This is a genomic window from Martinezella calliandrae (genome assembly GCF_030272695.1).
Taxonomy (GTDB): domain Bacteria; phylum Pseudomonadota; class Alphaproteobacteria; order Rhizobiales; family Rhizobiaceae; genus Rhizobium; species Rhizobium calliandrae.
Genome location: NZ_JARFYN010000023.1, coordinates 45,418 through 71,266, shown reverse-complemented (window position 1 = coordinate 71,266; position 25,849 = coordinate 45,418). Strand labels below are relative to the sequence as shown.

Genomic DNA, 25,849 nt, shown 5'->3' with positions numbered 1-25,849 from the left:
GCAATCAGAAAGTGATCGATCGATGGCAGCGAACCGCGCCCCCGAAAACCCGTATCTTGCCGCACGCCAGGAATGGAGCGAGCGATACGGCTCCTATGTGCAGGCCGCCGCCGCATGGCGCATCGTCGGCATCCTCGGTTTAACCATGGCCGTGATCGGCTTCGGGTACTCGATCTATTTGAGCACTGAGGTGAAACTGGTGCCCTATATCGTCCAGGTCGACAAGCTCGGCACGTCGGTCACATCAGGGTTTCCCGAGCAGATCGAATATGCGGATGTGCGGGTGGTACGGGCCACCCTCGGTAACTTCGTGACCAGCTTCCGCAGCATTACGCCTGATGCATTGGTGCAGAAGCAATACATCGATCGAACTTATGCGCTTCTGCGAACATCCGATCCCTCGACCCAGAAGATCAACGACTGGTTTCGAACCAATTCGCCGTTCGAGAAGGCCAAGTCGTCGACGGTCGCCATTGAGGTCAACAACATCGTGGCGCTCTCAAACCAGACCTATCAGATCGACTGGACCGAATACGAGCGGGACCGAAAGGGGAAGGAGACTGGCACGCGCCGGTTTCGCGGAATCGCAACGGTGACGCTCACCGCGCCGCAGGACGAGGCGACTATTCGCCTCAATCCTATCGGTCTTTATGTCCGGGATTTCGACTGGACGGCACAGCTTTAAGAGCGGGAGATTTCTCGATGCACAGAATAGGATCAATCGCAGCCGCCGGCTGCCTGGCGGGACTCATCTTTGCAAGCGGCGCGCAGGCGCAAACGCAGAACATGACGACGAATGAGGTGAAGGGCACGAACATTTCTGGGAGATGGCGCGGCGCGGCCGGACTGGTGACGGCCGGCGCCGATGGCAAGGTCACCTTTCTCTTCGGCGAAACCCAGCCATCCGTCGTCTGCTCGCCCCTGCAGGTCTGCGATATCGAACTCCAGGGCGGCGAGATCGTCCGCGATGTTCTCGTTGGCGACACTGTTCGCTGGAAGGTGGAGCCCGCGACCTCGGGCGCCATCAGCGGTCAAGCGATCCATCTGATCGTCAAGCCGTCGGAAGCAGGTCTCGTCACCTCGATGGTGGTCACGACGTCGCGGCGCACCTATCACATCCAGCTCAAGTCTCATCCGAGTCAATACATGGCACGCGTCGGTTTCGAATACCCTGAGGATGTCTCGACCAAGCTCGCCGATGTCAATTCACAGGTTGAGACCGGCGGCATCCCTGGCTCGGCGCCCGACAAGCTGAACTTCTCCTACTCGGTGAGCGGGAGCGCACCCTGGAAGCCGAAGCGGGTCTACTCGGATGGCGTGAAAACCTACATTCAGTTCTCGAAGTCGATTTCCAGCCAGGATGCACCGGTGCTGTTCGTTATCAGCGGCGGCCAGAACCGCATAGTCAATTACCGGATGAAGAACGACATGATGATCGTCGACTATGCGGTCGATAAGGCGATCCTCGTCTCCGGCGTCGGCTGGAGCCAGCAGAAGATCACCATTCGGCGGGGAGGCTGAACGATGTGGAAGCGTCTCGTCGTTTTCATAGCCGCGGCCTTTCTCACCGGATGCCAAACGGTCGAGGATAGGTTGGCCCCCAACTCAAACGCCGCGTCGGTCTCCGGGCCTGCCGCAAGTGCCATCGCCAGCGATATGGCAAGCCGGCTCGCCGAGCAGATCGGCCCCGCAAAATCGACGACAATCAAGATGGAAAAAGATACGTCGAATTTTGCGACGTCACTCCAGGCAGCACTAAAGGACGTTGGCTACACCGTCCTCACCGACGGCAAAGTTGGAAAGGACGCGAACCCGGTCGAGCTCGCTTACTCGATCGATGGCGTTGGCGGTCAGGTGCTCGCGCGGCTGTCAACACCGTTCATCGCCCTTGGCCGCGCATACACGGCAACGGCAGCCGGCGTGACGCCGGCAAGTCCGCTTTCCATCATGCAGCGTAATTGAGGGAGGGGGGTATGGTCCAATCGCTCCAGCTGGGCGTGTCAAAGCAAGCCGACGATCAGAAAGGCATGCGCCGCCTCAATCGGCTGCCAATTATCACCGCCATCGTCCTCATCGCGCTTTTCCTTGGCGTGGTCGTAGGCGGCATATCGTGGCGAGGACTACCCTTCAACTGGAGCAACGATATCGACAGCACCTTGAGTACACCGGCGACGAACTTCGGCGATCAGCTTAAGCGCGGCATCACCGACGGCATCATCGGCGAACCGGCTGAGCGCGAGGCATTCCAGCCAACACCAACCGTCGAGCAAAAGATCGAGAAGCAGTCCCCGGTTGTCGACCACCTATCCACGGCGAAGGAGGAGCGGCGTTCCAATCTCGAATCGGAAGAGGAATGGAAAGCCCGCCTGAAGCGAGAGCAGGATGAACAATATATTCGCGAAGCCCAGCGCCAGCGGATGGCCCGCCTGCAGGCGCGGGCAACGGCGCTGGACTCCCCGCTGAAGGTGAACATTTCCGATGTCGAAAAGAGCGCGAACAATTCCACAGACGCAGAGCGGCAGAACATAACGACGACGGCTAATAATGCCTCGGATCTCTACTCAGCCGCAGTGAAATCCGGGCTCCTTGGTCAGAACGTCGACCCTAATGCACAGAGTTCGAAGCAGGACTTCTTTAATCAGGATTTCAAGAATCTCGGCTATTTGCCGAACAAGGTCGTGCCCCAAAAGTCGCTGTATGAGCTGAAGCGCGGCTCGGTCATTCCAGCCACGTTGATCACAGGCCTCAACTCAGACCTTCCGGGCCGGATCACCGCGCAGGTCAGCCAGAATGTCTATGACAGCGCCACTGGCTACCGGCTCCTGATCCCGCAGGGGGCCAAGTTGTTCGGCCGCTATGATTCCAAGGTTTCTTTCGGCCAGGAAAGGGTTCTCGTCGTCTGGACCGACCTGATTTTTCCGAATGGCTCGACGCTGCAGATCGGCGGCATGGCTGGAATAGATGCCGAAGGCTTTGGGGGTTTCAAGGATAAGGTCGATCGGCATCTCTGGCGCACGTGGAATTCGGCAGCACTCGTCGCGCTAATCGGAACCGGCATCGACATATCGATGCCTGAAAGCACGACGCTTGCCACCCAGGACACCGCGTCCGATACCGCTAGGCGAAATTTCGCGGAAAGCTTCGGTCGCGTCGCGGAACAAACGATCTCGAAGAACCTGAATGTTCAGCCGACAATCTGGATCAGGCCGGGATACGACTTCAATGTCTTGGTCGATCAGGATATCGTCTTCCCCTCCGCGTACCGCAGTCGCTGAGACCGCATCAGAAAAATCTTTCATTTAACATGATCTCTTAGTCAGAAGGTTTTGAATGCACGAGAGAGGTGAATAGATGTTTGCGCTGACGGCCGCAGATCTGTATCACCCTCGAAGGAGCGGGGGCGCCTTCGCTTCAAAAGAAAGGAGACAGGTCTGTGGATCCAGCCTTAAGCGCTCTCATCGACATGGTTGAAGCCTCATACGATGAACGGATGATAAAACGCGGACTCAAAGGTTTCGTTCATTCGTGTGGATTTGAATTCTTTGCATACATGCAAACGGAAGGCCTCGGAGCCCGCGTACTCAGTTCTTATCCCGAGAAATGGCAGAAAATTTACCTACGCAACCAATATTCTCGGGTTGATCCGGTAGTTACGGAAGCCAAACGCCGGATGGAGATGTTTTCCTGGACGATCGATGACTGGCCGTCTCGCGGAACTTCTGAGTTCAAGCGTTTTCGTGATGAAGCGGGCGAACATGGTATTCGCAGTGGTGTGACAGTTCCCGTTCAAGGCAGTTTCGGCTCAACCATTATGCTGACATTTGCTTCCTCCGGGAACAAAGCTGATATTTCAAAATGTCAAAAGCAAGTAAGCCCGCTGCAGGCGGTCTTGGCAATTCACTATCGCCTGAAGATCATAGCTGCTTCGACGATCGTCGCACCTAGCCGGCTCCTTTCGCCAAGGGAAGCAATGTGTCTTACGTGGGCGGCAAAGGGCAAGAAAGCGTGGGAGATTGCTGTTTTAATGGGAATTACCCCAAGAACAGTGCAGCACTATTTCGATAGCGCACGCAAGAAGCTGAATGCCGCGACGATCCCGCAACTCGTGGCAATCGCGAAGGACCGCGGTATGGTCTAACCATCATTCGTCGTCCTCTGAGGGCACATCAGGAATATAACCAAGCACATCGATGATTTCCGAGAGTTCTTCCTGCTGCGCTTCTGACTTCTTTTGACGTTCGACATACTCATCCTGCAGGCGTTTGAGCACATCGCTGGAAATTGAGGCGTTGGCGGCTGCAAGCGTCCACTCTTCGTAGACAGCTTCATCCGCGGCTAGAAGTCGGCGGTGTTCGCGGATCGCAGAAATTGCTAGCGCTTTCAAATCGGATTCTCGCATCGCTCTATAACGAGACGCTCTTTCGCCACTAGTCCCGAATGAGACCTCGTTGTCCATCCACCTCTCCTCTGACCTCATTCACGACCCGCCGAGGACCGAGACCTTTCGGCATCGTATATACGCATTACAAAATAGATCCCATAGCTCAGCAAGATGGTACCAAAAATCGTCGACACTTCGTTGCTCGCACGAAGAAAGTATCAGCAAACGCCGCATCACACTGATTCTATATGTAGATTCCATATCCAGATTAACAATTGTGGAGAATACTCCGTGGTGAAATACTCTGCAAGCCGCTGCTCTCTTCATCATGGAGATTCGAGAGGTGTTTGCACGGAATCTGAAAGCTGCGCGTCAAGCCAAGGGCCTGTCGCAAGAAGAGCTTGCGTTTCGGGCAGGTCTCGATCGTACTTATATCAGTTCTCTTGAGCGCAGAGTTTATAATGCAAGCATCGATGTTGTCGATCGCCTGGCGATAGCTTTAGATGTTGAGGCGTCAGAACTGCTGAAACGGCCCCCTGGGACGAAAATTAAACTGCTTCGCTAGCTGACGAATACCGAGCTCTAGGAACCGGAAGACTAAGGCAAACAAGGACGCATGTTCAGCGCATCGTCAACCACGAATGCCCAAGCAGCCCCCAAGGAATTGGCTCTTGTCCGCGGTACCACATTGGATCGTTCGCGAACCGAAGGTGTTTCAGTCGCCGGCAGCCCGAATTTCAAATTGAATCAAACCCAAGCGCCGCAGTTCCCAGGACCGGCACCACCCCCATTCTGGTCTTCTCGCGTCCCTTCGGGACGTCTCTTACGACGGAAAGGCGGCAATTCGGGCCGTTGCTGGAGACTTTCGTCTTTGCCGAGGTTCTCAAACTCACGAGTGGCGGGACGAGCTTCGAATTCTCGCGTTTTCGTGACAAGCAGCGGAATGAAGTCGATATCGTCATCGAAGTAAAAAGCGGCAGCGTCCGTCTCGAACTCCGATTTCTCTGGATTGCGAATCTGGCAGAAGCATCTGGAGAGAAATTTGTTTCAGGCCTTGTATTGTGCGACCATCAGAAGGTGATCCCATTCGGGGGACGCTTGTACGCCGTACCTTTTCCGCGCTGTAGCGTTAGCGCTTTGGAATTGCCCTTCAACATTCTGAGCCTGGAGGATGACCATGCAACCCGACGATGTTCCACGCGTCATACCGATCGACGTGAGAAACTCGAGCGCTTATTTGCCTCCGATCCTCGAAAGATCGATGCGGATTCCCATTTGGCCAATATCCTCATTCGTCTGCGTCTGCTTCTCGGTCGTGCTCACTGCAGCCGGCTCTTCATCGCCTGAATGCGCTTCGCGTTGCTGAGGCAATTCGATGGGTGCTCCTGGATCCTGCGCTTGAAACACACTCACTCCTTCGAATTCCCCGGTCTTCCAGGCATAGAGCGCATCCTCGAAAATCTGGCGGAAGACGTCGTCGCTCTTCGGATTGCCGTACCATTTTGCGACGATGTGCAGCACCTTGGCGAACATCGTCGTACCGTTGCGGAGGTTCTCGCAGGCATCGACCAAGTCCGGCTTCAGATCGGCCGCCTCCTTCACGCCGACACCGGCCGGAAATTGCGTCAGACCGACACGAACCACAGCTTGGCCAACATACTGCCGAACGATCGCTAGGGCTTCGTCGGCCGACGTAGGCTTCGGAATGAGAATCAACCGGCCATCTGATATGACGGTAACGGCAAGGGGATCGGACGACCCTGCGGCGGTCACGAACTGCTCGACGATCGCCGGCCTCAATGAGGGGTCGGCGCATTGTTTGATCAGGGCAGCGTCAAGCATGACCTCTCCTTGTAAGTCAGGTGTTGAAGGAAAAGACGAGGGGTTTGTCGAATAGGCGCGCCCAGGCTTCCGTGCTGGCGCGCTGGATGGGGACAATAGGGGTCCCTTTGGTCCACCACCCATTGCCAGCGGCGACGATGACATCCGGATCGTACAGCATGGATTGGAGCACGGGCCATATGATCAGTTGCTCATAGCAGATCAGTGGCGCTACCCGATGGTCCGCAATGGTCACGATCGGATTTGCGAAGAAATGCGCGCGCGCGCCGCCGCTCTGAGCGAGCATGGGGCGCCAGGGTTGCCACATCGAACCTGGCACCGGCATGCGCTCTCGATAGAAGAGTTGTGCACCACCGCCGGAGATGGCGATCATAACATTGTCGTATCCGCCTGAATCGACAACTGCGGCGCCGGCGATAACGGATATGTCCGTTCCCTGTAGAGCATTTATCCACAGCCGCTCCGCCGTCGGCGTCCAAGAGCCGAGCGCGCTTTCGGGCAGCACGATCCAGCGGCTGCCACCAGATACTCGATCCTTCACCGTGGCAATCAGATCACGGTGGCGCTGCAGACTGACGTCGCGGCCGAGCGAAGCGCCCAATTCGAGATCGACGCCCTGCCACGCTTCCGGTAGCGTAGGCTTGGTCCAGATTGCGGCGGACCAAAGCCAAAAGCCTGCAAGGGCGATTATGACAGCCGGCCAGGCAGGGGTTACGAGGCCCGTGAGGCCGGCTGTCGCGGCGACCAATCCCCACCATCCCCATCCTGGAAACAGCACACCCGTGGCTGTGATCGGATGGGCCCAACCGGTGATGCCGAATGGTGGAATGGTCATAAGTACGGCTGCCGCGAGATAGCGAAACGGTCGCGTACAGCTGCGTCTCGTCCAGAGTATCGTGTGGACGCCGACAAAGCTCAGGGATGCGCATAGCCAGAGCAACAGGCCCGGCCAGAGATCGGAGAAGTAGAAGGTCGCGACACCTTGCGGTAATCCCCAAGAAGCAGCCAGGAAATAGCCAGCCGCGACAAACGCGGCAATCAATCGCGTACGCGCAAGCATCCAAAGGATCGGAAACGCAAGAGCGACTGGAAGAAGCAGAACGTGGCCACTCCACCCAACCATTCCGACGATGATTGAAGCGGCAATCGACAGGGCGGACTGAAGGTGCTCAAGGCGCATAGGTGAGTACCTCTTGCGCCAGGCCGATGATGCCGGAAGCTGCTAGGGGGCCGAAATAGCGGGAGTCATAAGAGCTCCTGAACGCTGAATAAAGAAAGACGCTTCCCGCCGGCACGACGCCGCCCGGAAATGCTGTTATCGGTCGACCCTCGCCGTCGCGCTCAGCTAGATCGGAAAATGGGATCGGGCGCCCGTCGATCGTCACGTGCGCACCGATTTCGACACGCTGCCCGGCTGTGGCGATGATCGTCTTGATGAGCGGCGCGACGTCGCCCGGGCAGGATCCCACGCGGAGATACCCACGCGCGCGCGCCTCCCGCATTGACGCAGTTTGCGGAGGGCAAATGAAGACGAGATCCCCAACGGATGCTGGACGGTCGAGAGATACAATACGCCAAAGCCCGACGGGCTCGCTCGGTGTGAGGTTGATGCGATAACCGTAATAAAAGACAGCCATCACGAGCACGGTCGCAACCATCGAGATAATCGCTATGCTCAGGACCGGCAGCCGTTTATGAACGGGAGACGGCAGGCTCACTTCACTTCGGTTTATCATTTGAGGGAGAGCCCCTGGCTCTTTGATTGGCGGAGGGTTTCGGTCTGCGTCAGCGACTCAGCCGCGCGCTCGTGCGCAGAAAGTCGCTGCACTGTCCGCATCCAACTCCACGCCGATTCCACTTCCGCCTTCTGTCCGGCCGTCATCCCGGTGGTGACGGCATTGAATGTCTGTCCATTGGGGGACTTCGCAGTAAGGGGCAGGAAGGTTCGTTCGCCAAAACGTTCCGATACGGCTCTTGCAAACCCTTCGAGTTCGGCTTTCACCATCTTGTCCGCGAGCGCGTATTCGAGGCCTGCGGGAAGATCGTTGCGATCGATGGCGTCACGGACGCGTTCGAGTGTCTGCTTTGCTACCGGCGTCAGCGCTGGGATGTCGAGGGAGACCTTCAGGCGGAGGGCGCGCTCCTCGACTTCATATTTGCATTCGGCTTCCGTCCGCTGGCGCAGATAGCGTTCCAGGTTGCGCGCCAGCGCAGGCGCATTGGTGACGGCCCTTTCTCGGTTCTGCTTGTCGGCGCGGCTTGCCAGGATCCCGGTTTTGCCTTTCAGCGCACCGAAGCCTTCCGGCTCGGAGCCGATCCTGGCTATGGTCGATTTCGCCGCGGCTTCGTCTTTCAGCATCGTATCGACTTTGGCGGCCTTGAACGCCGCTTCCGGCTGAGCGTAGACGATGTGGAACCGGTTCGACACTTCCTCCCATTGCTTCTTCAAGCCGGAGTCGGCGGCAAGCCGGTCTTCGACAGCCTGTTCCAGCGATCTTCGGAACGTGGTAATGCCTGATACCATGGGTTTCGACTCCTTGATGGTGTGCGATTGAGAGGTCCTGACGGCAATGGCGGAGAGACCTAGCTTGCCGGCGAGCGCCGCCAGACGTGCGCCAAGCTCTGCGAGCTTCGACTTCTGGCGGACGGTCCATTCGAGATGGTCACGAACGACCGTGCGCGCGACGTTGACGAGGTTAAGGCCACGGGCCTCGGCGAAGCGAAGGGCTTGGCCATAGAAGCGGCCGCTCGCATAATCGAGCGTCGTTTCCTTGGCTTGTCTCCGCGACAGGATCGGGATCAAGCCGCCTGCCTTCGCGAAGGATCGACGGCCGTAATAGAGGCCAAGGTCCTCGCGATGACGGGTCATGGCAACGTAGGTGAGATGACGGTCGAGCGACAAGGACGCCAGCACCTTCACCCGGTCGACGGTGGCGCCCTGGCTCTTGTGGATCGTCGTGGCATAGCCATGGTCTACATTGGCGTAGAAGCGTTGCTCGACCGTGACCTGGCGGCGGTGTTCGCCTTCGCCGACTTCCGCAACGATACGCCCGGGGGCGGCGTCCACGACCTTTGCCAACATGCCGTTCTTGACGCCGAGCGAACCCTCGTTCCTGAGGAACACTACCTGGTCGCCAGCCGCGAATTTCCGGTATCCATCTTCGGTCCGAAACACAAAACCCTCGGCGACGAGGCCACGTTCGACGAGCTTTGACCGTGCCATCTCATTGAGCATGCGGACGTCGCGACGCAGATGGGCGAGGATCAGCGATGTCTTGGCTGGATCGTAATCGCGATTCCAATCGGCAATCAGCGCCTGCACCGCATCGGCCTTGAAGTCGGCTCCATTGACGTGGCCCTGCGCGCGATAGGCTTCGACGACTTTGCCTATATTGCCGCGGGCGAGATCGAGCGAGGCGTCGCGCATCCACTGTTCGCGCTGGCGATAGATGGTCTCGAGTTCGGTATAGCCGACGCGATCGGCAATGGCCCGAAACGCTGCACCGGCTTCGATCGGCTGGAGCTGTTCCGGGTCTCCTACAAGCACTAGTTTGGCGCCGGCCTTGGTCGCAGCTTCGACAAACAGCGCCATCTGCCGCGATGACACCATGCCCGCTTCGTCGAGGACGAACACCGTCTTGTCGTCGAGCTGATTGCGGCCTTGGTTCCACCGCAGCTCCCAGGATGACAGCGTGCGGGAGAGAATGCCGGCTTCCTTTTCCAGGCCCTCGGCGGCCTTGCCGGCAAGCGCTCCGCCAACGACGCGGTACCCTGCGGTCTCCCAAGCCTCACGCGCGGCCTTCATTGTCGTCGTCTTGCCGGCGCCGGCGCGGCCGATCACCGCAGCAATGCGCGCGCCGCCGGTAGCGTATGCGATAGCCGTCTTTTGCTCGTCGGAGAGGTGCAAGTGACGGGCAAACGTCGCTTGGCGTACCGGGCCCGCTACGCCGTGGGAGGATTGTTGAGACAGCCAGATTGCCCGGTTGGCCATCTCCGCTTCGAGTCGGATGAGGTCCCGCGTCGTGAACTTGGCGGGCACTCGGGCGCCGCTTGAAAATTCGATCCGCTCGCGCTCGAGACGGAGTGTATCCGGGCTCTGGAGGATCCTTGCCATCAAGCCTTGGAAAAGGCCGGCATCATCAATATAGCGATGCAGGATTTTGGCGACGTCGCGTTCGTCGAAGACGCTCTTCTCCCTCGCAATCAGGTCGAGCACCAGCTCCGGACGGCGCTGGATGCGGCGGGCGTTTTCGGCTCTGCGCTCGTCCTGCAGTTCCAGCCGTTCCAGTGAAATGTCCCAGTCTGTCTCCACCGACTTCCGTTCAATCGCCTTGGCGCCGACGCCAAGGTGAATGGTCGGGGTGAGCCCAATCCCCTGTTTCTCGAAGGACCGGCCGTCGACACGGATATCGAAGCCGGCGAGCGCCAGATGCCTGTTCTGGCAGGCGAACCAGCCGTCGCGAAAGGCGTTGAAGTCGTCGAGGCTGCCCGCCCAAAGTTCGTACACAATCTTGCCTGAGTCATTACGGATCGGCTTGCCGTCCGGCCCTGTCAGCGCGACCTTCTTGGCGCCGAAACCATCTTCGGCAAGTGGCCGAAGCGTGGTCATCAGATGCACATGCGGGTTGCCCGGCGCGTCGTGATAGACCCAGTCCGCCACCATACCTGCCGAGGTGATGTGCCGCTCGACGAAATCCCGCACCAGTTCGATGTTCTGCTCGGTCGAGAGTTCCATCGGCAACGCAATGGTCATATCCTTGGCAAGCTGGGCATCGACACGCTTCTCGAAAACTTCGACGCTGTTCCAGAAGGCTTCGGATGCGCCAGAGACCGAGCGATCGGCCACCATTTCCCGTAGCCACTGCGGCGCATCGCCGGGGATAACGAACTCTTCGTGCAGCAAGCCCTCCTTACGGGTGTAGTCGATTGTCCTCGCCTCTCGCTCGTACTCCATCTTCGCGCAATGCCGATAGGCCGCCGACAGGACGGCGCTGCGGCCGGAGCCGCGGGCGACGATGCTGACGGAGAAATGAGGGACGGCCACGGCGGAGTTCTTTCTCTATTGAGAGCAAATCAATGTGTTCGGCAGCAAGATCGACCCCCGGGCGCTCGTCAGAAGAACGTCGCGACAGCGACGTATAATTGCGCCCTTCGGATGCCGCTCTTGTCGAGCGGCCGGGATCATCCACGAAAGCATCGCCCTTGGCGATTGTAGGATTCACAGTAGTGCGTTCCGCACCGACATCCGGAAGATGGAGTCCGAAAGACAAGCTTTCGCACCCAAGGAGACGTCAGGACATGAAGAAACCATCCTCGAAAATTCGTGGCGAAATCGCCAAGCTCCAGGAGCAGCTCAAGCTCGCTGAGACCCGCGAGGCCGAGCGCATCGGCCGGATCGCGCTCAAGGCCGGACTCGGCGAGATCGTAATCGAGGAGGGGGAACTGCAGGCCGCGTTCGAGGATCTGGCGAAACGCTTTCGCGGAGGAAAGACGGGTTCGACCGGAGGGAAAAGAGCACCTGGCGCCGGCGAGAGCAGCACGCCCCTCGCGCAAAAGCCGTCTGGGGCGGCTCAAAGCGGCACTGGCGAGGCTTGAGCGGATGCGAAGAATCACCACTTCCGACGCCCGCAAGAAGGACACGCGCGAAAAGATCGAGCTCGGCGGCCTGATCGTGAAGGCGGGGCTGCGCTACGAGAAGCGGGCTCTGCTGCTCGGGCTCCTCATCGATGCCGCCGGGCGGCTGAAGGGAGACGAGCAAGAGCGCTCACGGCTCACCATAATTGGTGCTGAGGCGTTCGGAGAGATTGATGACTAGAATCCTGTTGTTCGTTGTACCCTGCGCATTGATGATCTCCACGGCGATCGGCATGACCGGGATCGAACAATGGCTTTCCGCTTTCGGCAAGACGGATACCGCACGGCAGATACTAGGCCGCGTTGGCATCGCTTTGCCCTATATCGTCGCGTCCTTCGAAGGCATCGTCCTCCTGTTTGCGAGCGCCGGGTCCGTGCGGATCAGGACAGCAGGATGGGGCGTCGTCGCCGGAGCGATAGCGACGGTCCTCGTTGCGGTCCTACGCGAGGCAATGAGGCTCTCTGCGTTTCGGGAACAGGTTCCGGCCGGCAAGTTCCTCTTCAATTACCTCGATCCCGCGACGGCGATCGGGGCGGCAGTCGTGCTGATGTCGGCGTTGTTCGGCATGCGGGTGGTGATCGCCGGCAACGCCGCCTTCGCCAAGGCCGAGCCGAAACGCATCTATGGCAAGCGGGCTCTGCACGGCGAGGCCGATTGGATGAAACTGTCGCAAGCCGAACAGCTGTTTCCCGCGGATGGCGGCATCGTCATCGGCGAACGCTACCGCGTCGACACGGACAGCGTCGCCGCACAATCGTTTCGAGCCGACCGCGCCGAGACGTGGGGCGCAGGCGGCACCTCGCCGCTCCTTTGCTTCGACGGCTCATTCGGCTCGTCGCACGGCATAGTCTTTGCCGGCTCCGGCGGCTTTAAGACGACGTCGGTCACGATCCCGACAGCGCTTAAATGGGGTGGCGCACTCATCATCCTCGATCCGTCGAACGAGGTGGCGCCGATGGCGTCGAAACACCGAGGCGGCAACCGCGACGTCTTCGTCCTCGATCCGAAACACCCGGAGATCGGCTTCAACGCTCTCGACTGGATCGGCCGTTTCGGCGGAACGAAAGAGGAGGACATCGCGTCCGTTGCATCGTGGGTTGTGAGCGACAGCGGCGCGCGTGGTCTCCGCGACGACTTCTTCCGTGCCTCGGCCTTGCAATTGCTGACGGCGCTCATCGCCGACGTTTGCCTCTCCGGCCACACGATTGAAAACGACCAGACCCTCCGTCAGGTGCGCAAGAATCTCTCAGAGCCGGAGCCCAAGTTGCGTGAACGTTTGCAATCGATCTACGACAATTCGGAGTCGGATTTCGTCAAGGAAAATGTGGCGGCCTTCGTCAATATGACGCCGGAAACTTTCTCCGGCGTTTACGCCAATGCTGTGAAGGAAACGCACTGGCTGTCCTACCCGAACTACGCCGCCCTAGTCTCGGGAACGACCTTCACGACGGGCGATCTCGCCGGAGGAAAGACGGACGTCTTCATCAACATCGACCTCAAGACGCTTGAGATGCATTCAGGTCTGGCGCGTGTCATCATCGGGTCGTTTCTGAACGCGATGTGCAACCTGAACGGCGAGATACAGGGCAGGACGCTCTTCCTTCTCGATGAGGTGGCGCGCCTCGGCTATATGCGTATCCTCGAGACGGCGCGTGACGCCGGCCGCAAGTATGGGATCACTCTGACCATGATCTACCAGTCGATCGGACAGATGCGCGAGACTTATGGTGGACGGGACGCGACAAGCAAATGGTTCGAAAGCGCAAGCTGGATATCCTTTGCCGCGATCAATGATCCTGAAACCGCCGATTACATCTCCCGCCGCTCCGGCATGACGACGGTCGAGATAGATCAGGTCAGTCGCAGTTTCCAATCCAGGGGATCGTCGCGAACGCAATCGAAACAACTCGCCGCACGCCCGCTGATCCAGCCGCATGAAGTGTTGCGCATGCGCGCGGACGAGCAAATCGTCTTCACAGCAGGAAACCCCGCACTTCGGTGTGGACGTGCGATTTGGTTTCGCCGCCGCGACATGAAGGACTGCATCAATGGGAAGTCGTTTCAGCCGGGGCGGAAGTCGATGACCTTGTGATCGCAGCATCGGCTGCCACCCGCCTTGATCCGATGGGAAATTACTTCGAAGGACAATGGATAGAGATACACGAGGTAACCGAGATGGAATTTGTTTTGCTCTTTGGCGCTCTGGCGATCGCATGCATTGCAGTCCTCCTATTCCAGTGCATTGACGTGATTAATGCCTACGAGGATTTGATAAGGGAGCGCGTTCGCCAGCTGCGCCTGCGAAATGACAAGCTCGAAGCCGAGTTTAAGCCGGGGGGCGCCACGAATAGGGAATGAACACACCGCCTATTTGAGCAAAGGATTCCGCCGCGAGGATCATTTTAGCCGGGATGGGCGGAGGTCGTGTGGGCTTCGTGAGCGCAGCGGGCAAGCATGTGCCGAAGGCATCCCCTCCATGCCCGATGTCTCGCATATCATCACCGATGTGAATCGATCCCTGCCGACCGATTCATAAGTGTCGTTGGACGTGGGTACCGGGATCAGCGATCCTGATCTCATGATATCGCAACCCTATAACCTGTATGTCGAACGCTTGGACGCCACGAGAAACATGGCGCGTTATTATGCGATGTCCATCGAACCGAACTTGTTCGGAGACATCTGCCTGTTGCGCAGGTGGGGTCGGATCGGCTCGAAGGGACAGATGATGGTGCATCATTTCGGCCGGGAGAACGAAGCGGTCCAGCTGTTTCTCGACCTGCTCCGTCAGAAGCGAAAACGCGGTTATCGACCGCGTCCTTCGACGCCGACTTAACAAAGGACTCGACCAAGAGGGCATCTTGATCGCGAGCTTCTCCAATTTTTCGGAGCAGAGCAGGAGTGGGCGAGGGTGAAATCCCTGACAGCCGGAGGCCAGTCGAGCGGGCGAACCGGCGCGTGGAACAACCCAAAAGAGCCGCCTCAAATGAAGATCTCAGATCAGGCTTCAGGATTGGCGCCGCAATCGAAGGCGGAGAATTGACCGGACTTGACCTCGGTGACGCGGTAGCCGGGCTATGCCGCGCGCCCTTCGTCATGGTTCTGATGATGCGAGCGCAGATCGATCTTCGACAGGAGCCCGGCTTCCTCCCCCCGTGAGCTTGATGTGGTGCCTCTCCATCGGAGCCCTGGCTGATTCTCGAATCCCGACATCAAGAGGATCACTCGAAACCGCAGGCGAAGACAGACGTCCTGCCGGGTAACCGTGGATATCCACCGAAGCTTCATAGAGGGAGGTAATGTCCCTCCCTCAGATACTGACCTCACTCGAGGTCGGCTAGAAATGTTTTGATGTCACGTTCAAACTGCTCTTCTTCGGCCCGAGCCTGTGCAACAAGGACAGCCAGTTCGGCTTCTGCCGCGGCGCGTTCTTCCGGGGCGAAGAGGCAGCTGCGAAGCTCAGCACGCAGCTCGTTGATCTGATCGATAGTGGTCATGTTGATCGTCTCCTTTTGATGACGTCGATGGGACCACGTGCACCCGAAGTCAGGGTCAGGGATCGCGGGACGCGACCGGCGGAGCCGATTTTTGCCGGACGTAGTGCAACGAAGGGTGACCAAAATTGGGGGTAACCGCGCATCGTTGAGGCCGGATATCCTATCGGCCCTATAGCGGCATTTGCGCAAACAATATTCCGGTTCCGTATTCCACCGAAAAAGCCGACGGCAGGCTCGATGCCTGTCGCCGGCGTGTCTCTGTCGACGGTTGGCCCCGCCTCGGCGGCGGGGCCTTTCCGGATCTCAGTCGCGGTTGGGGCGGGACCAGATCAGCTGGTAGCCGTCCTCGCCGTCGACCTCGGTGAGCGTTGCGTAGATCGGGGCGGGGAAGCTCGGGTCGTCGAGCTTGACCGAGAGGTAGTCGCGATCCGTCTGCTCGGAGCGCTTCTGCCAGGCGGCGCCGAGCTCGACATTGCCCGCGTAGATGCGGAAGTGCGGGCCCTTGTCGGAGGGGTTCTCGATCCGGGCGATGCGGGCCTTGACGTTGAGGGCGAGGGTGCGGATCGAGCCGTTGAAGCCGGATTCGGAAGTGGTAAAGGTGCCGATGGTTGCCATTGTCGTATTCCTTTCGCTGTTTCGGGCCGCGCCCATCGCGGCCTCGATGGCTGTCACAAGGATCGGGGACGATCTGTCCGCACCCGGAGGGCCGGAACGAGGTGGAGGGCGGCCAGGAGAAACTTTGTTGTTCCGCGAGGAATGAGCGCATAGCGCTCAGGGGAAGAAAGTTTTGGAAGGCCGTTGCGGGAAGACGATCGAGGCGCAGCCGTTCTTCGATCAGACATGCCACATCGAGCCCGCGAAGGACGTGGCCTGCCGCAGAGGTCCGAGGAATATGGCAATGGCAGCTCATCCCCGATTGCCCGCCCGAACCCCGCGACATTTGGTCCGTTTGCCATGCCCGCATGTCGAACCAAAGAACGCCGTAGAACAGCTAACCACGGGGCGTTGCGTTGCCCATTCTTCGCGCTGTCCTCGCGCCTTGCGGTTCGTCGCCTGGAGGATCTATGCCTCAGCAGACAAAGCCCTTTTTCGTCGAGATCAAGCCGCCCCGGAAGCTCAAGCCGATCGACCGGAAAACCTCGATCTAGGGCAAACTGGACCTCGCGGCTGAGCCTGACGCGCTCACTGCGATGAAGCAGGAAAAGTTGCCGGGCGCTCGCGAGACCAGCGACCGACCCTGAAGAGCCTCACGCAGCTAGCGGCTCGCCAGCGTTTTCGGGCTGCAGGGAATGCAGGAAAGTTACAGCCCGCTGCGCATGTGCCGCTGCCCGGAATATCGCCCTTCTGTCGTTGGCCAGGACCTTAAGTCAGAAGCTAAGGTAAGAGGCGTGATTAGGGCAGGGTTTGAGCTCGAGAGCAATGCCGAGATCGGCGCAAAGGAAGCAACTGCCCAGTTCGGCAATATATCCTGACAGTCCAGCCCCAACCTGAAATTTTTCCGCAGTGAAGACGGTGCTGATCATGCCGCCATCTCCTCTGTCTGGGGCTGCTGGGCGTGCATCCAGTCGGCCGCCTGCTGCGCCTTGCTCGCTGCGGTGAAGATGGCCCTGGGATCGTCCTTCAGGACTTTGAGCCACGAGGCGACATAGGCAGCATGATCGGGCCGTGGATGGTGAGCGATGCCGAGATCAGCCAGGACGAGCCCGCTGAGAATTTCCACGCAGCATTCTTCGGCGGCATAGGCCGCTGATCCGAAGCGCCCGGAAAGATCGCGGTCGAGCCTGTGCTTTGCACCACTGGCATGGCCGGTCTCGTGCAGCCAGACACCGTAGAATGACGCGGCGTCGCGGAATGAAGTGAACGGCGGCATGAACACGGTGTCGGCCGACGGGCGGTAATAGGCTTCCGACCCGCCGAACTCAGACTTGACGTCCAAGTTCGCGATGAACGCTTCCGCATGGGCGAGACGCTCAGCCTCGGACAGCACGGTCGTATCCGGCCGCTCGTAGCCGTCAGCCTGCGCGATGTTGAAGACGGAAAATGCGCGGGCGAACATCCGCCGATACTCGTCATCATCGTCTTCATTGTCGGCCTGCCGGGAAACCTGAATCTCCCTCCACAAAACGACTGTGGTGGATTGTTCCCCTTCACGGACCTGCGCGCCGACATCCTGCCATTGCTTGTAGGTGCCCCAGAGGCCATCGCCATATCCGGCTGCGAAGCCTGCGGTCCAGAGGGCCAGCGTATTGATGCCGCGGTATCGCTTGCCGGATGAAACGTTGGTCGGACGCGCGACGCCCGTGCCGTTGTGGAACCAAGGTGCACGCCATTCGCCGGCACCTTGCTCGATCGCGGCAATGATCTCGGCCGTGACGCGCGAATAGACATCGGCACGCTTGGCCGAAGTGGAAGACCTGGACATTGGGGAATCTCCGCGGCCGGCGGCGCGAGCCTCTCTCGCCCCTTCAACCGACCGCCCGACTCCGGCCCTCCTCTTCCTCTCCAGGCGCCCGCTCGGGCGGCTGTTTCTGATTTTTTGTCTTGTCATAGTCATTGCTCCTTCTCCGCCGGGGCCTGTCCCGGCGTCGGAGCAGCGGATTGCGATACCTCAGGTGCAGTCGCGCACTCGCAGAGCCGAAGCGTAAGCGGAGGACGGCGATCAGCCGTTGCGCGCGTGCGCCGGGCATCGCGCGCTCCGACCACGCCGGGCCGGCTGCGGGCGGCAAGGCAAAGCCCTGCGCCTCAGCCCCATCAGCCGGCTTAGAGGCTTGGATATATCGAGGAGGGTTGAGAGCCGGACCAATCCGTCAGGATCATCGCAGCAGCAATCGGATGCCGACGAATAGCAAGATAGATGCCAGCACCCATTTGGTTGCGCGTTCCGACATGAACCTTAGGCCGATCCACGTCCCTGCGACCGCGCCAATGAGTGCTAGAACTGCAAAAAGACCGGCCAATGGCGTCAGTCTTTGGCGGGCCAAAAGCACCGCAACCAAGCCGATGATCGAGTTCACGAGGATGAACGGGGGAGAAAGGCTTGCCGCACCTTTGGGAGACGTCCATGCAAGTGCAATGAGAATGGGGGCTAGGAAAACGCCGCCTCCGACCCCTGTCAGGCCAGATAAGAAGCCGGTTGCCACTCCGACAGCCGCGGCCGGAACTGGCCTTACTTGAATTTGGGTTCCAGTGATTGCGGCCTTCCTGGAAACCATCGACACAGCCGCCATGATCAACACGACCCCAGCCACGGTGAAATACAAGCTGTCTTCCAGAACCAGCAATCCTCCTGCGAACGCTCCTGGAAGGGATGCAATGGCGATCCACCGAAACAGCCGCCAGTCGACCGTGCCGTGATTGTAGGCGCGCCAGGTCGCGTAGCCGGCTGCAATGACATTCAGCGCGAGAGCTGTGGGCCTGAGCTCGGCGGGCTGGACTCCCATGAACGCCATGATGGCGAGAAAGGCAGTTCCGCCAGCTTGACCGGCCGTGGCATAGATCGTCGAAACCAACGCGATCAAAATTGCTGTGACTATGGTGCCCAATATGTCTCTCGATCCAATGCTTGCACTATCAGGTCCACGGGCAAAGCCGTCGAGACGAGATTTGCGTCAAATATTCCCTATGGCCAAACGATAATCCAATCATCATTGCCTCAAGATGATATTTTGCTGAGCACCCCTTCGATCCGCACCAGATCCTCGCGCAACGCCACGCGCTGTAGCTCCGATAGTCGCTTCTCCTTCAGCATGAGCTCCGCCTCCTCGGCAGATCGAGCCCAAGCAAGCCGATCCCTGGCGGTGATGCAGGCATTGGGGCAGAGCGTCGGCTGGCAAAGCTATGTCAGCGGCATCTTGTTTTCGCCACTGGTCGCCTGCAGACGGCCGTGCCGGGATCGAAGAAGCAATCGGCGAGCACGCCGACATGCAATGTCAGCGCGAGGCTCGCGAGCATGGCGGCCAATGCCGGCCAAAGGGTCGTGAGATCACGAGCCGATGCCGAGGGAAATGACGGGCTTCCAGGAACGTGCTCATGCCGTCACGAAGTTCCAGCAGCGGCGATCGCATCCGGCAAATCCAGCCAGACCTGACAGCCCGGACGCTGATCGGCGAAAACGAGATCGGGGGTGAAGAGAGATGACGCTTCTTCTAGCCGAAGACCCGTCGTCACCAGGAGATTGGAGAACAGCGCATTGCGAATGCTGTTGCGATCTCGGGCGCCGGGGCGCGCGCGGCCGTCAGGAAGCAGTCCTCCAAGGCCGATATCCCGAAACCGCCGATAGTCGTTGAGCGTTACGAAACTGACGTCCGCTCGACGCGCAGCAGGTTCATAGGCATCGTTCCGTGCCGCAATCTGCGCCCGCCGCCCAGCGTACCGTTGCCTCCAGACCGAGCGATGCGTGAAGGGTACTTCCGCAATCAGTCCTTCCTGCACACCCCAGCGATATAGCCGATCGACGCAGGCGACGGCGCGATTCCCGGTAGCAGCGGAGATACGTTGTCCGGCGTCGGCGCGGCGCCGGATGCGGTGATAGGCAAGGACATCATGCCGGTCGGCTTGCCATATCGTCTTTGCGCAGGCTTCCGAAAGAAAACGAGTCCAAACAAGAACGTCGTAGCCATAGCCACGAAGAGAATGGAGGGAGCGAACGCCGTTGACAGGGAGGTCGCGGAAAAAGCGGTCCAGTTCAGGATCATCGTATAACGTCCCGTCCCGTAGGATTATTGGGACATGGGCATCAAGGCCCTCCGCTGATCTGCGCTCCTGAATGGTGATGCTTGAAGATGCGATTACATTGTCCACAAGTTGTTCAACCTTCCCCCGGACCCCCTTCCGGGGAGCCAGCTTCAACGAAGGAGTTCAACGCCTCCGTCAGTCCTGTTGCATCGACATCAGCAGGACACTGTGAGTCGTATATCCCCGCGCTACATCCTCCGACCAGAGAAGCAGCACGTTGACGCCGGAATAGGGCTGCCCGCTGTAACGTCGTGGCCGGGTAATGCGGCCCGCCGCATTACCCGCGTTCCATGGCTTCATCCAGGGCCGCGCGCCTTTCGCCAAATCCTCGACGATTTTGTCGGTATGCGGCTATAGAGATCGACTCGCTGTTTTTCTGTGTTGCTCATATCCAAGCCTCCGTTTCGAGGCCGCGCCCGTCGCGACCCGTTGCGGAGGGACGAAAGCAGGAGCAACTCAGCCGGCGGCTCCTGCAGAACCGACGAACGGGAGCCGCAGGGCGCGCCATCATGCTATTTCCTTTCTTTTTGCTTGGCCGCGTCACCGACATGAAAACAGGCCGGCTCCGTGATGGAACCGGCCGATCTCGCGTTGACGTAAAAGCGGGGCTAGAGCCCCGCCGGAGGCGTCTAGTCGAAGGCGGAAATCTGCGCTTGCGCCGCCTTGCGGCTCAGCGAAGCGCCCGGCTGTTCGACCGGTCGATCGAACGGCTTCCAGGTCTCGCCAATTACCTGCGCATAGGCGGCGACGGCACCTTCGGCTGCCATTCTGAGAGAATGGGCCTGTATGCCCATGTCGGCCGCGAATTCCCGCTTGCGCTGGGCGGCGCTGTCATAGCCGACGGGTCCGTCGATGTCCTCGTCGCGGGCATCGTTGGCGGCCTTGGCCGTGGCATCGCGCGCCCCTGTGACAGCGCGGCTATAGAACTGGCCGGCGCCGTGGGCCGAGCCGACGAAGGCACCGACGATGCGCTGCAGGTGGATCTGCATGGCCTTGTCGCCCAGCCCGTCGCCGAGCGCATCTGCGGCCTCTATGACAAGGCGTTCGTGCAGGTCGCGAATGCCGTCGCTGTCGATGATGGCGGTGCCGAAACTCTCGGCGATCTTGAGCGCCTGGCTCGCGTCCGGGCAGGTCAGCCGGACCATCTCGATGGTGGCGCCCTTGCGCGGTTGCGCGACGCGCGCGGGTTGGCGAGAGGAGGGTGCGGGCTTGGCCATGGTCGTTTCCTTTCGAGGTCCTCCGAAGCGGCTCCGGCCCATGCCGGCTTGCCCTTCGGTGCGGTCACCCCGAACCGGCGGAAGACGTGCGCTTCAGGGTCCGGCCCTGCCTGGACAAACGGAGCCGGTTTGCGTGCGAAGAGGGCAATCTGCCCTCGAAAGAGCACGCGAGCCTGCTCCGTGATGGGCGGCGGGGTCCGGCCGCCCCGCGGCGCGACAGCGGCCTTGAAGGCACGGCGGCCGGTTCAGACCGCAGCAAACCGAAGGGCGATCCGGCATGGGGAAATCGAGAAGTTCCTCGAACGAAACGACAGGCGCTCCGGCTCATCTCCGACCTTGCGGCTCGTTGACATCAACGCTCGGCCAATCGCTTGGCCGGCCTCGGCAACCGGTAAGATTGCAACCAGGTCGGACCCTGCGAATTGCGAAGCCCGCGCGACAGACCGGCGTCATCTTGCGGCGGCCCGCCCATCCAGGCGTTGTTGAGGATCGCTTTCCAGCGCCGGCCATGCCTGCGGGTAGGCCTGGAGTGCCGCTTGCTGTTCGGCTGTCAGAGAGGCAACGGGTGGCGCGGACGACGGGCCGCATGCGTCTTTGGCCGGGTATCCGGCCGACCCTCTTTTTGAGCGATCAGACGCCTGTGTTCCGCAACCCCGGCATTGAGGCAGGCTTCGCCTTCGAGGCGATGGAACTGCTGCCACAACGCGGTTTGCTCGGACGGCGACGCGCCGATACCGGCCCTCCGCTCCAGGTCTCCGATGGTGCATGGCAACGCGCTCCGGGCTGTAGCGACGACTTTGCCATCGGATCCCGCTCACACTCCAAATGCCGCGATTGCCGCCTCCTGCCGGGCAAGTTTCCTGGTAAGTGCAGCGACCTCCGGCTGTCACTCGACCCTCAGAGCTGCCAGGTTCGCGGCGTAGCGTTCTAGAAAGCGCCTGATTCCGATGGCTTGCCGCGGCGATAGAAAGGCTGGCGCCGGCGAAGCTGCGGAATGAGCGCTATCATGCGTCGCCTGATTTGCCGATCGATGAGATCGAGCTGACGCTGCGTATTCCGCCGCGCCGCTTCCTGGCAGCTGGCCGGCCTGTTGCTCAAAATTGAACCATTACGACGCCCTCCCACGCCAACCGGCGAAGCTGGAGGGACCGTCATAGGTGGCATGCTTCGCCTCATCGATGACGAAGCCGAACCGGCCGATCGCATACTCGCCGCTCGGCACCAGGAAGTGACGCGCTTCCACTCGCTCGCCGCGCTTGCCGGCGACCGTGGCGATCACCTCAGTCATCCCGGGGTGATGGTCCGAGCGCAGCGCCGATATGACAATCCAGTCGCTAGCATGCTCGCGAGCGAAGGCTTGGGCGTCCTTTTCGTACGACTCGCCGGGTGCGAGCGGGCGACCGAAGATCCGTTCCCAGGCATCCGGCCAGCTGTCGCGGATCGTCTTGTCGGCGCACTTGCGCTCATAGGTCGTGAACAGGTCCGGAAAGGTCAGCGCGACGATCGCCCATGCGGCATCTTCCTCGTACCAGCCGCCGTCTGCCCTGAGCATCGGATGGACCTTGGAATTGCGGGGGTCAGAAAGCTTGAAGCCGCCATGTCCTGCCGTCGTATGGGAAACAATTCCGTCGGCGTAGACGGTGGCACCTTGCGATGTCCCCCAGGGCGTGCTGCAAGTCATCCGGGCGGTCGAACGGGAAAGTAGACCCAGCTCGCGGCATGTTCAGCCTGTTCGATCATTCGCTCCCGAAATGCCGTTTCGTCCTCGACAGCGCCATGATGCGAATAGAAGTCCTTGCGCTTCAGGGCGGCAAGCGGCCGCGACAGGCGCCAGGCGCTGGCGAGAAAGTACCGGCCGTCACCGCCCGGAACCATGGCGAAGACGAGATCGCCGACCTGCGCGACGTGCACGCCGTCGGCGCTTCTGCCAAACTCCACCCCCGAGGCGTCAGGGGTTGAGACCTCGGAGGATTGCGAAGGGAGCATAGTCATGCTGCAGTTCTCCCTTCGATCTCATCCGCGGCGACCTCGTCGGCAGTCACCTCCGAAAGAACGGCATGCGGATATCCATGCCGGCTGAGCCATTCCGCGGTCGCCTGCCGATTGTCCGCCAGATGAACCAGCTCTGCATTGGCGCCGGGGCGATCGAAGACGCGAACAGATCCAAGCGCGGGACGCCCGACGACTTTAAACGTCAGACCGCTATCAAGCGAAAAGGTCCGGTGGATACGGATGGCGATGACGTCGTTTGCCCCGAGATCACCCTCGTGAAGCGTGAAATACGGCAAAATGCTGGTAGTGCCGACGTTGCGCTCACCTTCCTTGCGGATCAAGCGGCCATGGCTGTTGCGGGTCTTCCATGCAGCAAGTTTCTTCCTGAACCGCTCGGGCGGTCGCGGGGTACCATCCGACCAGGCGACGATGGAGCCGATCGGGGCGAGGTCATAAATCAGAGACGCGGACATCGCATCCTCCTTGCATTGTTTCGGGTGGTGGAAATGAAACCGCCGCCGGGAGGTCCGGCGGTGGAACATCGGGCCAGTGAGAGGGGGCGGCTATTCCGCCGCAATCCCATAGGCGGCTTCGTCCTCGTCGGAGGCGTTATCTGCTGAGCCGGAGCCGCAATTTGCGCCATCCAGATCCGGAAGATCAGAACCGCCAGCGCCGCCGCTATTGTCTGGCTGGATATCGTCACCGATATCGCCGGCTGCTTCTTCGCCCGGGCCATTCTCTTCCTCGACGTCATCGGCATGTTTCATGAGATCGGCTATTTCTTTCGGATCGGGCTGGAACAGCGCCGCCGGAAGGACGAAGCTCGCGCCGGCCGATGCGAAATGGTCGACAAGCGCTGCGCGGGTTTCGCGGACGCGAGCCCGCGGCAGGATATTGACCGACTTGGCGGCCGCCTCCAGCGCCTGACGCGACAGGCACAGGAGGAAATCCTCCGTTCCCATGTTCGGCAGGAAACCGTCCGCGCCGATTGCCTCGCCGGCAATGCGAGAGACGGCGCCGCTGTTCGACATGCCGCGCCGGCACGAGAGCACGTCAATGAGCACGGAGCGGGCGGCGATACGCAGGTTGTCCATCTCGAGCGAGAGCCTTCCGTCTGCGGAAAAGAGGCGGGCGACATGACGCTGGAAACGCTTCGGGCCGAACACGGTGTCGTTGGCCGCGGAATCGACCCGACCATTGGTGCCGGCGAAGGCCATGACCAGGAGCGCCATCAACATGTCGTCCTCGATCGGCGTCCTAGCCAGCGCCTCGGTACGGAAATCACCGACCATGTCCTGGCCCTTCTGCGTGACGTCGGGCCCGGTCGTGCCAACGGCGGCGGCCTCATCGTCAACTTCAGTCGCTCCGTCTCCTGCCGGACCGGATCGGCCATCGGGTTTCCTGACTTCCGGCATCCGGTAGTGGACGCTCTGCACCTTCCCGTCGCGATCGAGATACATCGCGGTGCAATCGCCCTTGGCCGGCTTGCCGTAGATGCGTTCGGCCTTCTTGGGCAGGTCGGGCTGGCCCCAATTATTGAGCTCGACGATCGCGCCCTTCTTCGGAAGGTTGCTCGTCATCCATTCCTGCTGAGCGCCGAGGAATGCCTCGACATTGGTGGTGTAGCGATTGTCCTCATCGGCCGGGCCGAACAGGTCCTCGGCCCACTCGATACCGTAAGCCAGGCGGAGATCGTCGCCGAAGCTTGCATCGCGGGCATACATGCGGGTTTTCGAGAGCCCGTTGGCGATCTGCCACCAGGCTGAGGCAGCCGCGATCGTTCGCAGCTGCTGCTCGTTGGGCATGTCGCCCTTCGCCATCTGGTCGAGCATGGAGGGAAGCACATTTGCGAGCAGGCGGAGCTTGCGGATCTGGCGGACGGGAAGCGCGAGCGCCACGGTGATCGCCTCCTCGGTCCAGGCGAGCGCGACCAAGCGCTCGATGCCTCTCCATTGATCGACTGGATTGAGCGGCTCGCGCGCGATGTTTTCGACCATCGAGCGCATGGCGCCGTTATCGTTGGCTGCCTCCACGACAATCACGTCGATTTCCTCGAGACCGGCGGCGACCGCCATGCGGGTACGCCGGTGACCCGCTTCGATGATGTAGCCATTGCCCCCGGCTTCCGGGAAAATGACCGGCGGCTGGATCACGCCGACGGCCCTGATCGTCGCCAAAAGCAGGGCGTCGGCCTGCGGCGTCGACTTCGACTGGCGCGTATTGTCGGGGTTGTCCTTCAGCGCACGCGGATCGACTTTCATCAGTTGCATGGGATGCTTTTCGGGGGAATCTGGACACGGCCCTTTGCCTGCCCTTCTCGCGTCTTCATTCTTTCCGAAGACACCACCCGCAGCGCCGAGCGGGCTGGTGGGTGCAACTGCGGCCGGGCATCGCTGCCGCGAAGGGCGAGCGGGGCTCCAAGCCCTGCGAAGAACAAGTGGCCGCGATCGCGAGGGGGCGGTTGAGCTTCAGCGGCGCCCGGCTGAACGCTCTGCGACAGGGGTTTTCCTCTTCTTCTCCGCTTCTTCTTTCCCCGATGAATATTCTTTCT

At 60.3% G+C, this 25,849-nt stretch carries 25 protein-coding genes and 5 pseudogenes; 12 read left to right on the top strand and 18 right to left on the bottom strand.

Going from position 1 to position 25,849, the window contains the following annotated elements; translation table 11 throughout:
• The first annotated feature begins 22 nt into the window (after positions 1-22).
• The 5 genes from PY650_RS18590 to PY650_RS18570 all read left to right on the top strand — a co-directional run bounded on the left by PY650_RS18590 (position 23) and on the right by PY650_RS18570 (position 4,138).
• Positions 23-685, top strand: coding sequence for a conjugal transfer protein TrbF (locus PY650_RS18590; RefSeq protein ID WP_285880956.1), 663 nt, complete (start codon positions 23-25; stop codon positions 683-685).
• 17 nt (positions 686-702) lie between these two features.
• Positions 703-1,521, top strand: coding sequence for a P-type conjugative transfer protein TrbG (trbG, locus tag PY650_RS18585; protein ID WP_285880955.1), 819 nt, complete (start codon positions 703-705; stop codon positions 1,519-1,521).
• Positions 1,522-1,524: 3 nt separating this feature from the next.
• Positions 1,525-1,962: a conjugal transfer protein TrbH gene (trbH, locus tag PY650_RS18580; protein WP_285880954.1), complete on the top strand. Its 438-nt coding sequence runs from the start codon at positions 1,525-1,527 to the stop codon at positions 1,960-1,962.
• Positions 1,963-1,973: 11 nt separating this feature from the next.
• Complete coding sequence (gene trbI / locus PY650_RS18575) at positions 1,974-3,275, top strand: IncP-type conjugal transfer protein TrbI (RefSeq protein WP_285880953.1); 1,302 nt, start codon at positions 1,974-1,976, stop codon at positions 3,273-3,275.
• A gap of 158 nt (positions 3,276-3,433) precedes the next feature.
• Positions 3,434-4,138 carry an autoinducer binding domain-containing protein gene (locus PY650_RS18570; RefSeq protein ID WP_285880952.1) on the top strand — a complete coding sequence of 235 codons (705 nt, stop codon included), beginning with the start codon at positions 3,434-3,436 and terminating at the stop codon, positions 4,136-4,138.
• A 3-nt stretch (positions 4,139-4,141) separates the two neighbouring features.
• Here PY650_RS18570 and PY650_RS18565 read toward each other — a convergent pair whose 3' ends face one another.
• Positions 4,142-4,456, bottom strand: a complete 315-nt coding sequence (locus tag PY650_RS18565; RefSeq protein ID WP_285880951.1) for a transcriptional repressor TraM — start codon at positions 4,454-4,456, stop codon at positions 4,142-4,144.
• Positions 4,457-4,709: 253 nt separating this feature from the next.
• On the opposite strand from PY650_RS18565, the gene PY650_RS18560 reads away from it, so the two are divergent.
• Both PY650_RS18560 and PY650_RS37405 read left to right on the top strand, forming a co-directional pair.
• The gene (locus PY650_RS18560; protein ID WP_285880950.1) at positions 4,710-4,946 is read left to right on the top strand and encodes a helix-turn-helix domain-containing protein; all 237 of its coding nucleotides are present in this window, start codon (positions 4,710-4,712) and stop codon (positions 4,944-4,946) included.
• Positions 4,947-5,233: 287 nt separating this feature from the next.
• Positions 5,234-5,728, top strand: a complete 495-nt coding sequence (locus PY650_RS37405; protein ID WP_432761545.1) for a hypothetical protein — start codon at positions 5,234-5,236, stop codon at positions 5,726-5,728.
• Here the strand turns inward: PY650_RS37405 and PY650_RS18555 are convergent.
• The 4 genes from PY650_RS18555 to traA all read right to left on the bottom strand — a co-directional run bounded on the left by PY650_RS18555 (position 5,615) and on the right by traA (position 11,267).
• Entirely contained in the window at positions 5,615-6,223 is a 609-nt protein-coding gene (locus tag PY650_RS18555) for a TraH family protein (RefSeq protein WP_285880949.1), read from the bottom strand. The two genes, PY650_RS37405 and PY650_RS18555, sit on opposite strands and share 114 nt — an antisense overlap.
• Positions 6,224-6,239: 16 nt before the next feature.
• Entirely contained in the window at positions 6,240-7,403 is a 1,164-nt protein-coding gene (locus tag PY650_RS18550; protein WP_285880948.1) for a conjugal transfer protein TraB, read from the bottom strand.
• A complete protein-coding gene (gene traF, locus PY650_RS18545; protein WP_285880946.1) occupies positions 7,393-7,881 on the bottom strand; it encodes a conjugative transfer signal peptidase TraF in 489 nt (162 codons plus the stop codon). Before traF ends, PY650_RS18550 begins: the two co-directional genes overlap by 11 nt.
• A gap of 74 nt (positions 7,882-7,955) precedes the next feature.
• Entirely contained in the window at positions 7,956-11,267 is a 3,312-nt protein-coding gene (gene traA / locus PY650_RS18540) for a Ti-type conjugative transfer relaxase TraA (protein WP_285880944.1), read from the bottom strand.
• Between the two features lie 254 nt (positions 11,268-11,521).
• On the opposite strand from traA, the gene traC reads away from it, so the two are divergent.
• The 5 genes from traC to PY650_RS18515 all read left to right on the top strand — a co-directional run bounded on the left by traC (position 11,522) and on the right by PY650_RS18515 (position 14,694).
• Positions 11,522-11,818, top strand: a complete 297-nt coding sequence (traC, locus tag PY650_RS18535) for a conjugal transfer protein TraC (protein ID WP_285880943.1) — start codon at positions 11,522-11,524, stop codon at positions 11,816-11,818.
• A 4-nt stretch (positions 11,819-11,822) separates the two neighbouring features.
• Positions 11,823-12,038, top strand: coding sequence for a type IV conjugative transfer system coupling protein TraD (traD, locus tag PY650_RS18530; protein WP_285880942.1), 216 nt, complete (start codon positions 11,823-11,825; stop codon positions 12,036-12,038).
• Positions 12,031-13,950, top strand: a complete 1,920-nt coding sequence (traG, locus tag PY650_RS18525; RefSeq protein ID WP_285880940.1) for a Ti-type conjugative transfer system protein TraG — start codon at positions 12,031-12,033, stop codon at positions 13,948-13,950. The genes traD and traG overlap by 8 nt, the downstream gene beginning before the upstream one ends.
• A complete protein-coding gene (locus tag PY650_RS18520) occupies positions 13,947-14,216 on the top strand; it encodes a hypothetical protein (RefSeq protein WP_285880939.1) in 270 nt (89 codons plus the stop codon). Before traG ends, PY650_RS18520 begins: the two co-directional genes overlap by 4 nt.
• A gap of 220 nt (positions 14,217-14,436) precedes the next feature.
• Positions 14,437-14,694: a WGR domain-containing protein gene (locus tag PY650_RS18515; protein ID WP_285880981.1), complete on the top strand. Its 258-nt coding sequence runs from the start codon at positions 14,437-14,439 to the stop codon at positions 14,692-14,694.
• Between the two features lie 167 nt (positions 14,695-14,861).
• Here PY650_RS18515 and PY650_RS37400 read toward each other — a convergent pair.
• The 13 genes and pseudogenes from PY650_RS37400 to PY650_RS18455 form a co-directional block, all read right to left on the bottom strand.
• Positions 14,862-14,933: pseudogene (locus tag PY650_RS37400) on the bottom strand (DUF6428 family protein); the annotation flags it as partial.
• Positions 14,934-15,181: 248 nt separating this feature from the next.
• Positions 15,182-15,355 carry a hypothetical protein gene (locus PY650_RS18510; protein ID WP_162950443.1) on the bottom strand — a complete coding sequence of 58 codons (174 nt, stop codon included), beginning with the start codon at positions 15,353-15,355 and terminating at the stop codon, positions 15,182-15,184.
• A 303-nt stretch (positions 15,356-15,658) separates the two neighbouring features.
• A complete protein-coding gene (locus PY650_RS18505) occupies positions 15,659-15,970 on the bottom strand; it encodes a DUF736 domain-containing protein (protein WP_285880938.1) in 312 nt (103 codons plus the stop codon).
• 632 nt (positions 15,971-16,602) lie between these two features.
• Positions 16,603-16,869, bottom strand: a pseudogene (locus PY650_RS18500) (zincin-like metallopeptidase domain-containing protein); the annotation flags it as partial.
• 5 nt (positions 16,870-16,874) lie between these two features.
• On the bottom strand, positions 16,875-17,777 hold the full coding sequence (locus tag PY650_RS18495) for an ArdC family protein (RefSeq protein WP_285880936.1): 903 nt from the start codon (positions 17,775-17,777) through the stop codon (positions 16,875-16,877).
• Positions 17,778-18,168: 391 nt separating this feature from the next.
• Positions 18,169-18,897 (bottom strand): sulfite exporter TauE/SafE family protein, encoded by a 729-nt coding sequence (locus tag PY650_RS18490; protein ID WP_285880935.1) that lies wholly within the window; start codon positions 18,895-18,897, stop codon positions 18,169-18,171.
• A 493-nt stretch (positions 18,898-19,390) separates the two neighbouring features.
• A complete protein-coding gene (locus tag PY650_RS18485; RefSeq protein WP_285880934.1) occupies positions 19,391-20,155 on the bottom strand; it encodes a site-specific integrase in 765 nt (254 codons plus the stop codon).
• Positions 20,156-20,260: 105 nt separating this feature from the next.
• Positions 20,261-20,478: pseudogene (locus PY650_RS18480) on the bottom strand (ArdC-like ssDNA-binding domain-containing protein); the annotation flags it as partial.
• A 240-nt stretch (positions 20,479-20,718) separates the two neighbouring features.
• Positions 20,719-21,306, bottom strand: a complete 588-nt coding sequence (locus PY650_RS18475; RefSeq protein ID WP_285880933.1) for a hypothetical protein — start codon at positions 21,304-21,306, stop codon at positions 20,719-20,721.
• Between the two features lie 814 nt (positions 21,307-22,120).
• Positions 22,121-22,461 (bottom strand): annotated as a pseudogene (locus PY650_RS18470) (hypothetical protein).
• Positions 22,415-23,298 (bottom strand): annotated as a pseudogene (locus PY650_RS18465) (DUF7007 domain-containing protein). Before PY650_RS18465 ends, PY650_RS18470 begins: the two co-directional pseudogenes overlap by 47 nt.
• The gene (locus tag PY650_RS18460; RefSeq protein ID WP_285880932.1) at positions 23,295-23,771 is read right to left on the bottom strand and encodes a UCP036055 family protein; all 477 of its coding nucleotides are present in this window, start codon (positions 23,769-23,771) and stop codon (positions 23,295-23,297) included. Before PY650_RS18460 ends, PY650_RS18465 begins: the two are co-directional and overlap by 4 nt.
• Positions 23,772-23,861: 90 nt before the next feature.
• Positions 23,862-25,568, bottom strand: a complete 1,707-nt coding sequence (locus PY650_RS18455; protein ID WP_285880930.1) for a ParB N-terminal domain-containing protein — start codon at positions 25,566-25,568, stop codon at positions 23,862-23,864.
• Positions 25,569-25,849: the final 281 nt, after the last annotated feature.

What these genes read in the sequence shown, in the direction of transcription:
- traC (WP_285880943.1), top strand. Translation starts at nt 11,522, where the DNA reads ATGAAGAAACCATCCTCGAAAATTCGTGGCGAAATCGCCAAGCTCCAG.
- trbG (WP_285880955.1), top strand. Translation starts at nt 703, where the DNA reads ATGCACAGAATAGGATCAATCGCAGCCGCCGGCTGCCTGGCGGGACTC.
- PY650_RS18475 (WP_285880933.1), bottom strand. Translation starts at nt 21,306, where the DNA reads ATGGCCAAGCCCGCACCCTCCTCTCGCCAACCCGCGCGCGTCGCGCAA.
- PY650_RS18510 (WP_162950443.1), bottom strand. Translation starts at nt 15,355, where the DNA reads ATGACCACTATCGATCAGATCAACGAGCTGCGTGCTGAGCTTCGCAGC.
- traD (WP_285880942.1), top strand. Translation starts at nt 11,823, where the DNA reads ATGCGAAGAATCACCACTTCCGACGCCCGCAAGAAGGACACGCGCGAA.
- PY650_RS18590 (WP_285880956.1), top strand. Translation starts at nt 23, where the DNA reads ATGGCAGCGAACCGCGCCCCCGAAAACCCGTATCTTGCCGCACGCCAG.
- traF (WP_285880946.1), bottom strand. Translation starts at nt 7,881, where the DNA reads ATGGTTGCGACCGTGCTCGTGATGGCTGTCTTTTATTACGGTTATCGC.
- trbI (WP_285880953.1), top strand. Translation starts at nt 1,974, where the DNA reads ATGGTCCAATCGCTCCAGCTGGGCGTGTCAAAGCAAGCCGACGATCAG.
- PY650_RS18455 (WP_285880930.1), bottom strand. Translation starts at nt 25,568, where the DNA reads ATGCAACTGATGAAAGTCGATCCGCGTGCGCTGAAGGACAACCCCGAC.
- PY650_RS18565 (WP_285880951.1), bottom strand. Translation starts at nt 4,456, where the DNA reads ATGGACAACGAGGTCTCATTCGGGACTAGTGGCGAAAGAGCGTCTCGT.
- PY650_RS18505 (WP_285880938.1), bottom strand. Translation starts at nt 15,970, where the DNA reads ATGGCAACCATCGGCACCTTTACCACTTCCGAATCCGGCTTCAACGGC.
- PY650_RS18515 (WP_285880981.1), top strand. Translation starts at nt 14,437, where the DNA reads ATGATATCGCAACCCTATAACCTGTATGTCGAACGCTTGGACGCCACG.
- traG (WP_285880940.1), top strand. Translation starts at nt 12,031, where the DNA reads ATGACTAGAATCCTGTTGTTCGTTGTACCCTGCGCATTGATGATCTCC.
- PY650_RS18550 (WP_285880948.1), bottom strand. Translation starts at nt 7,403, where the DNA reads ATGCGCCTTGAGCACCTTCAGTCCGCCCTGTCGATTGCCGCTTCAATC.
- trbH (WP_285880954.1), top strand. Translation starts at nt 1,525, where the DNA reads ATGTGGAAGCGTCTCGTCGTTTTCATAGCCGCGGCCTTTCTCACCGGA.
- PY650_RS18460 (WP_285880932.1), bottom strand. Translation starts at nt 23,771, where the DNA reads ATGTCCGCGTCTCTGATTTATGACCTCGCCCCGATCGGCTCCATCGTC.
- PY650_RS18560 (WP_285880950.1), top strand. Translation starts at nt 4,710, where the DNA reads ATGGAGATTCGAGAGGTGTTTGCACGGAATCTGAAAGCTGCGCGTCAA.
- PY650_RS18495 (WP_285880936.1), bottom strand. Translation starts at nt 17,777, where the DNA reads ATGTCCAGGTCTTCCACTTCGGCCAAGCGTGCCGATGTCTATTCGCGC.
- PY650_RS18555 (WP_285880949.1), bottom strand. Translation starts at nt 6,223, where the DNA reads ATGCTTGACGCTGCCCTGATCAAACAATGCGCCGACCCCTCATTGAGG.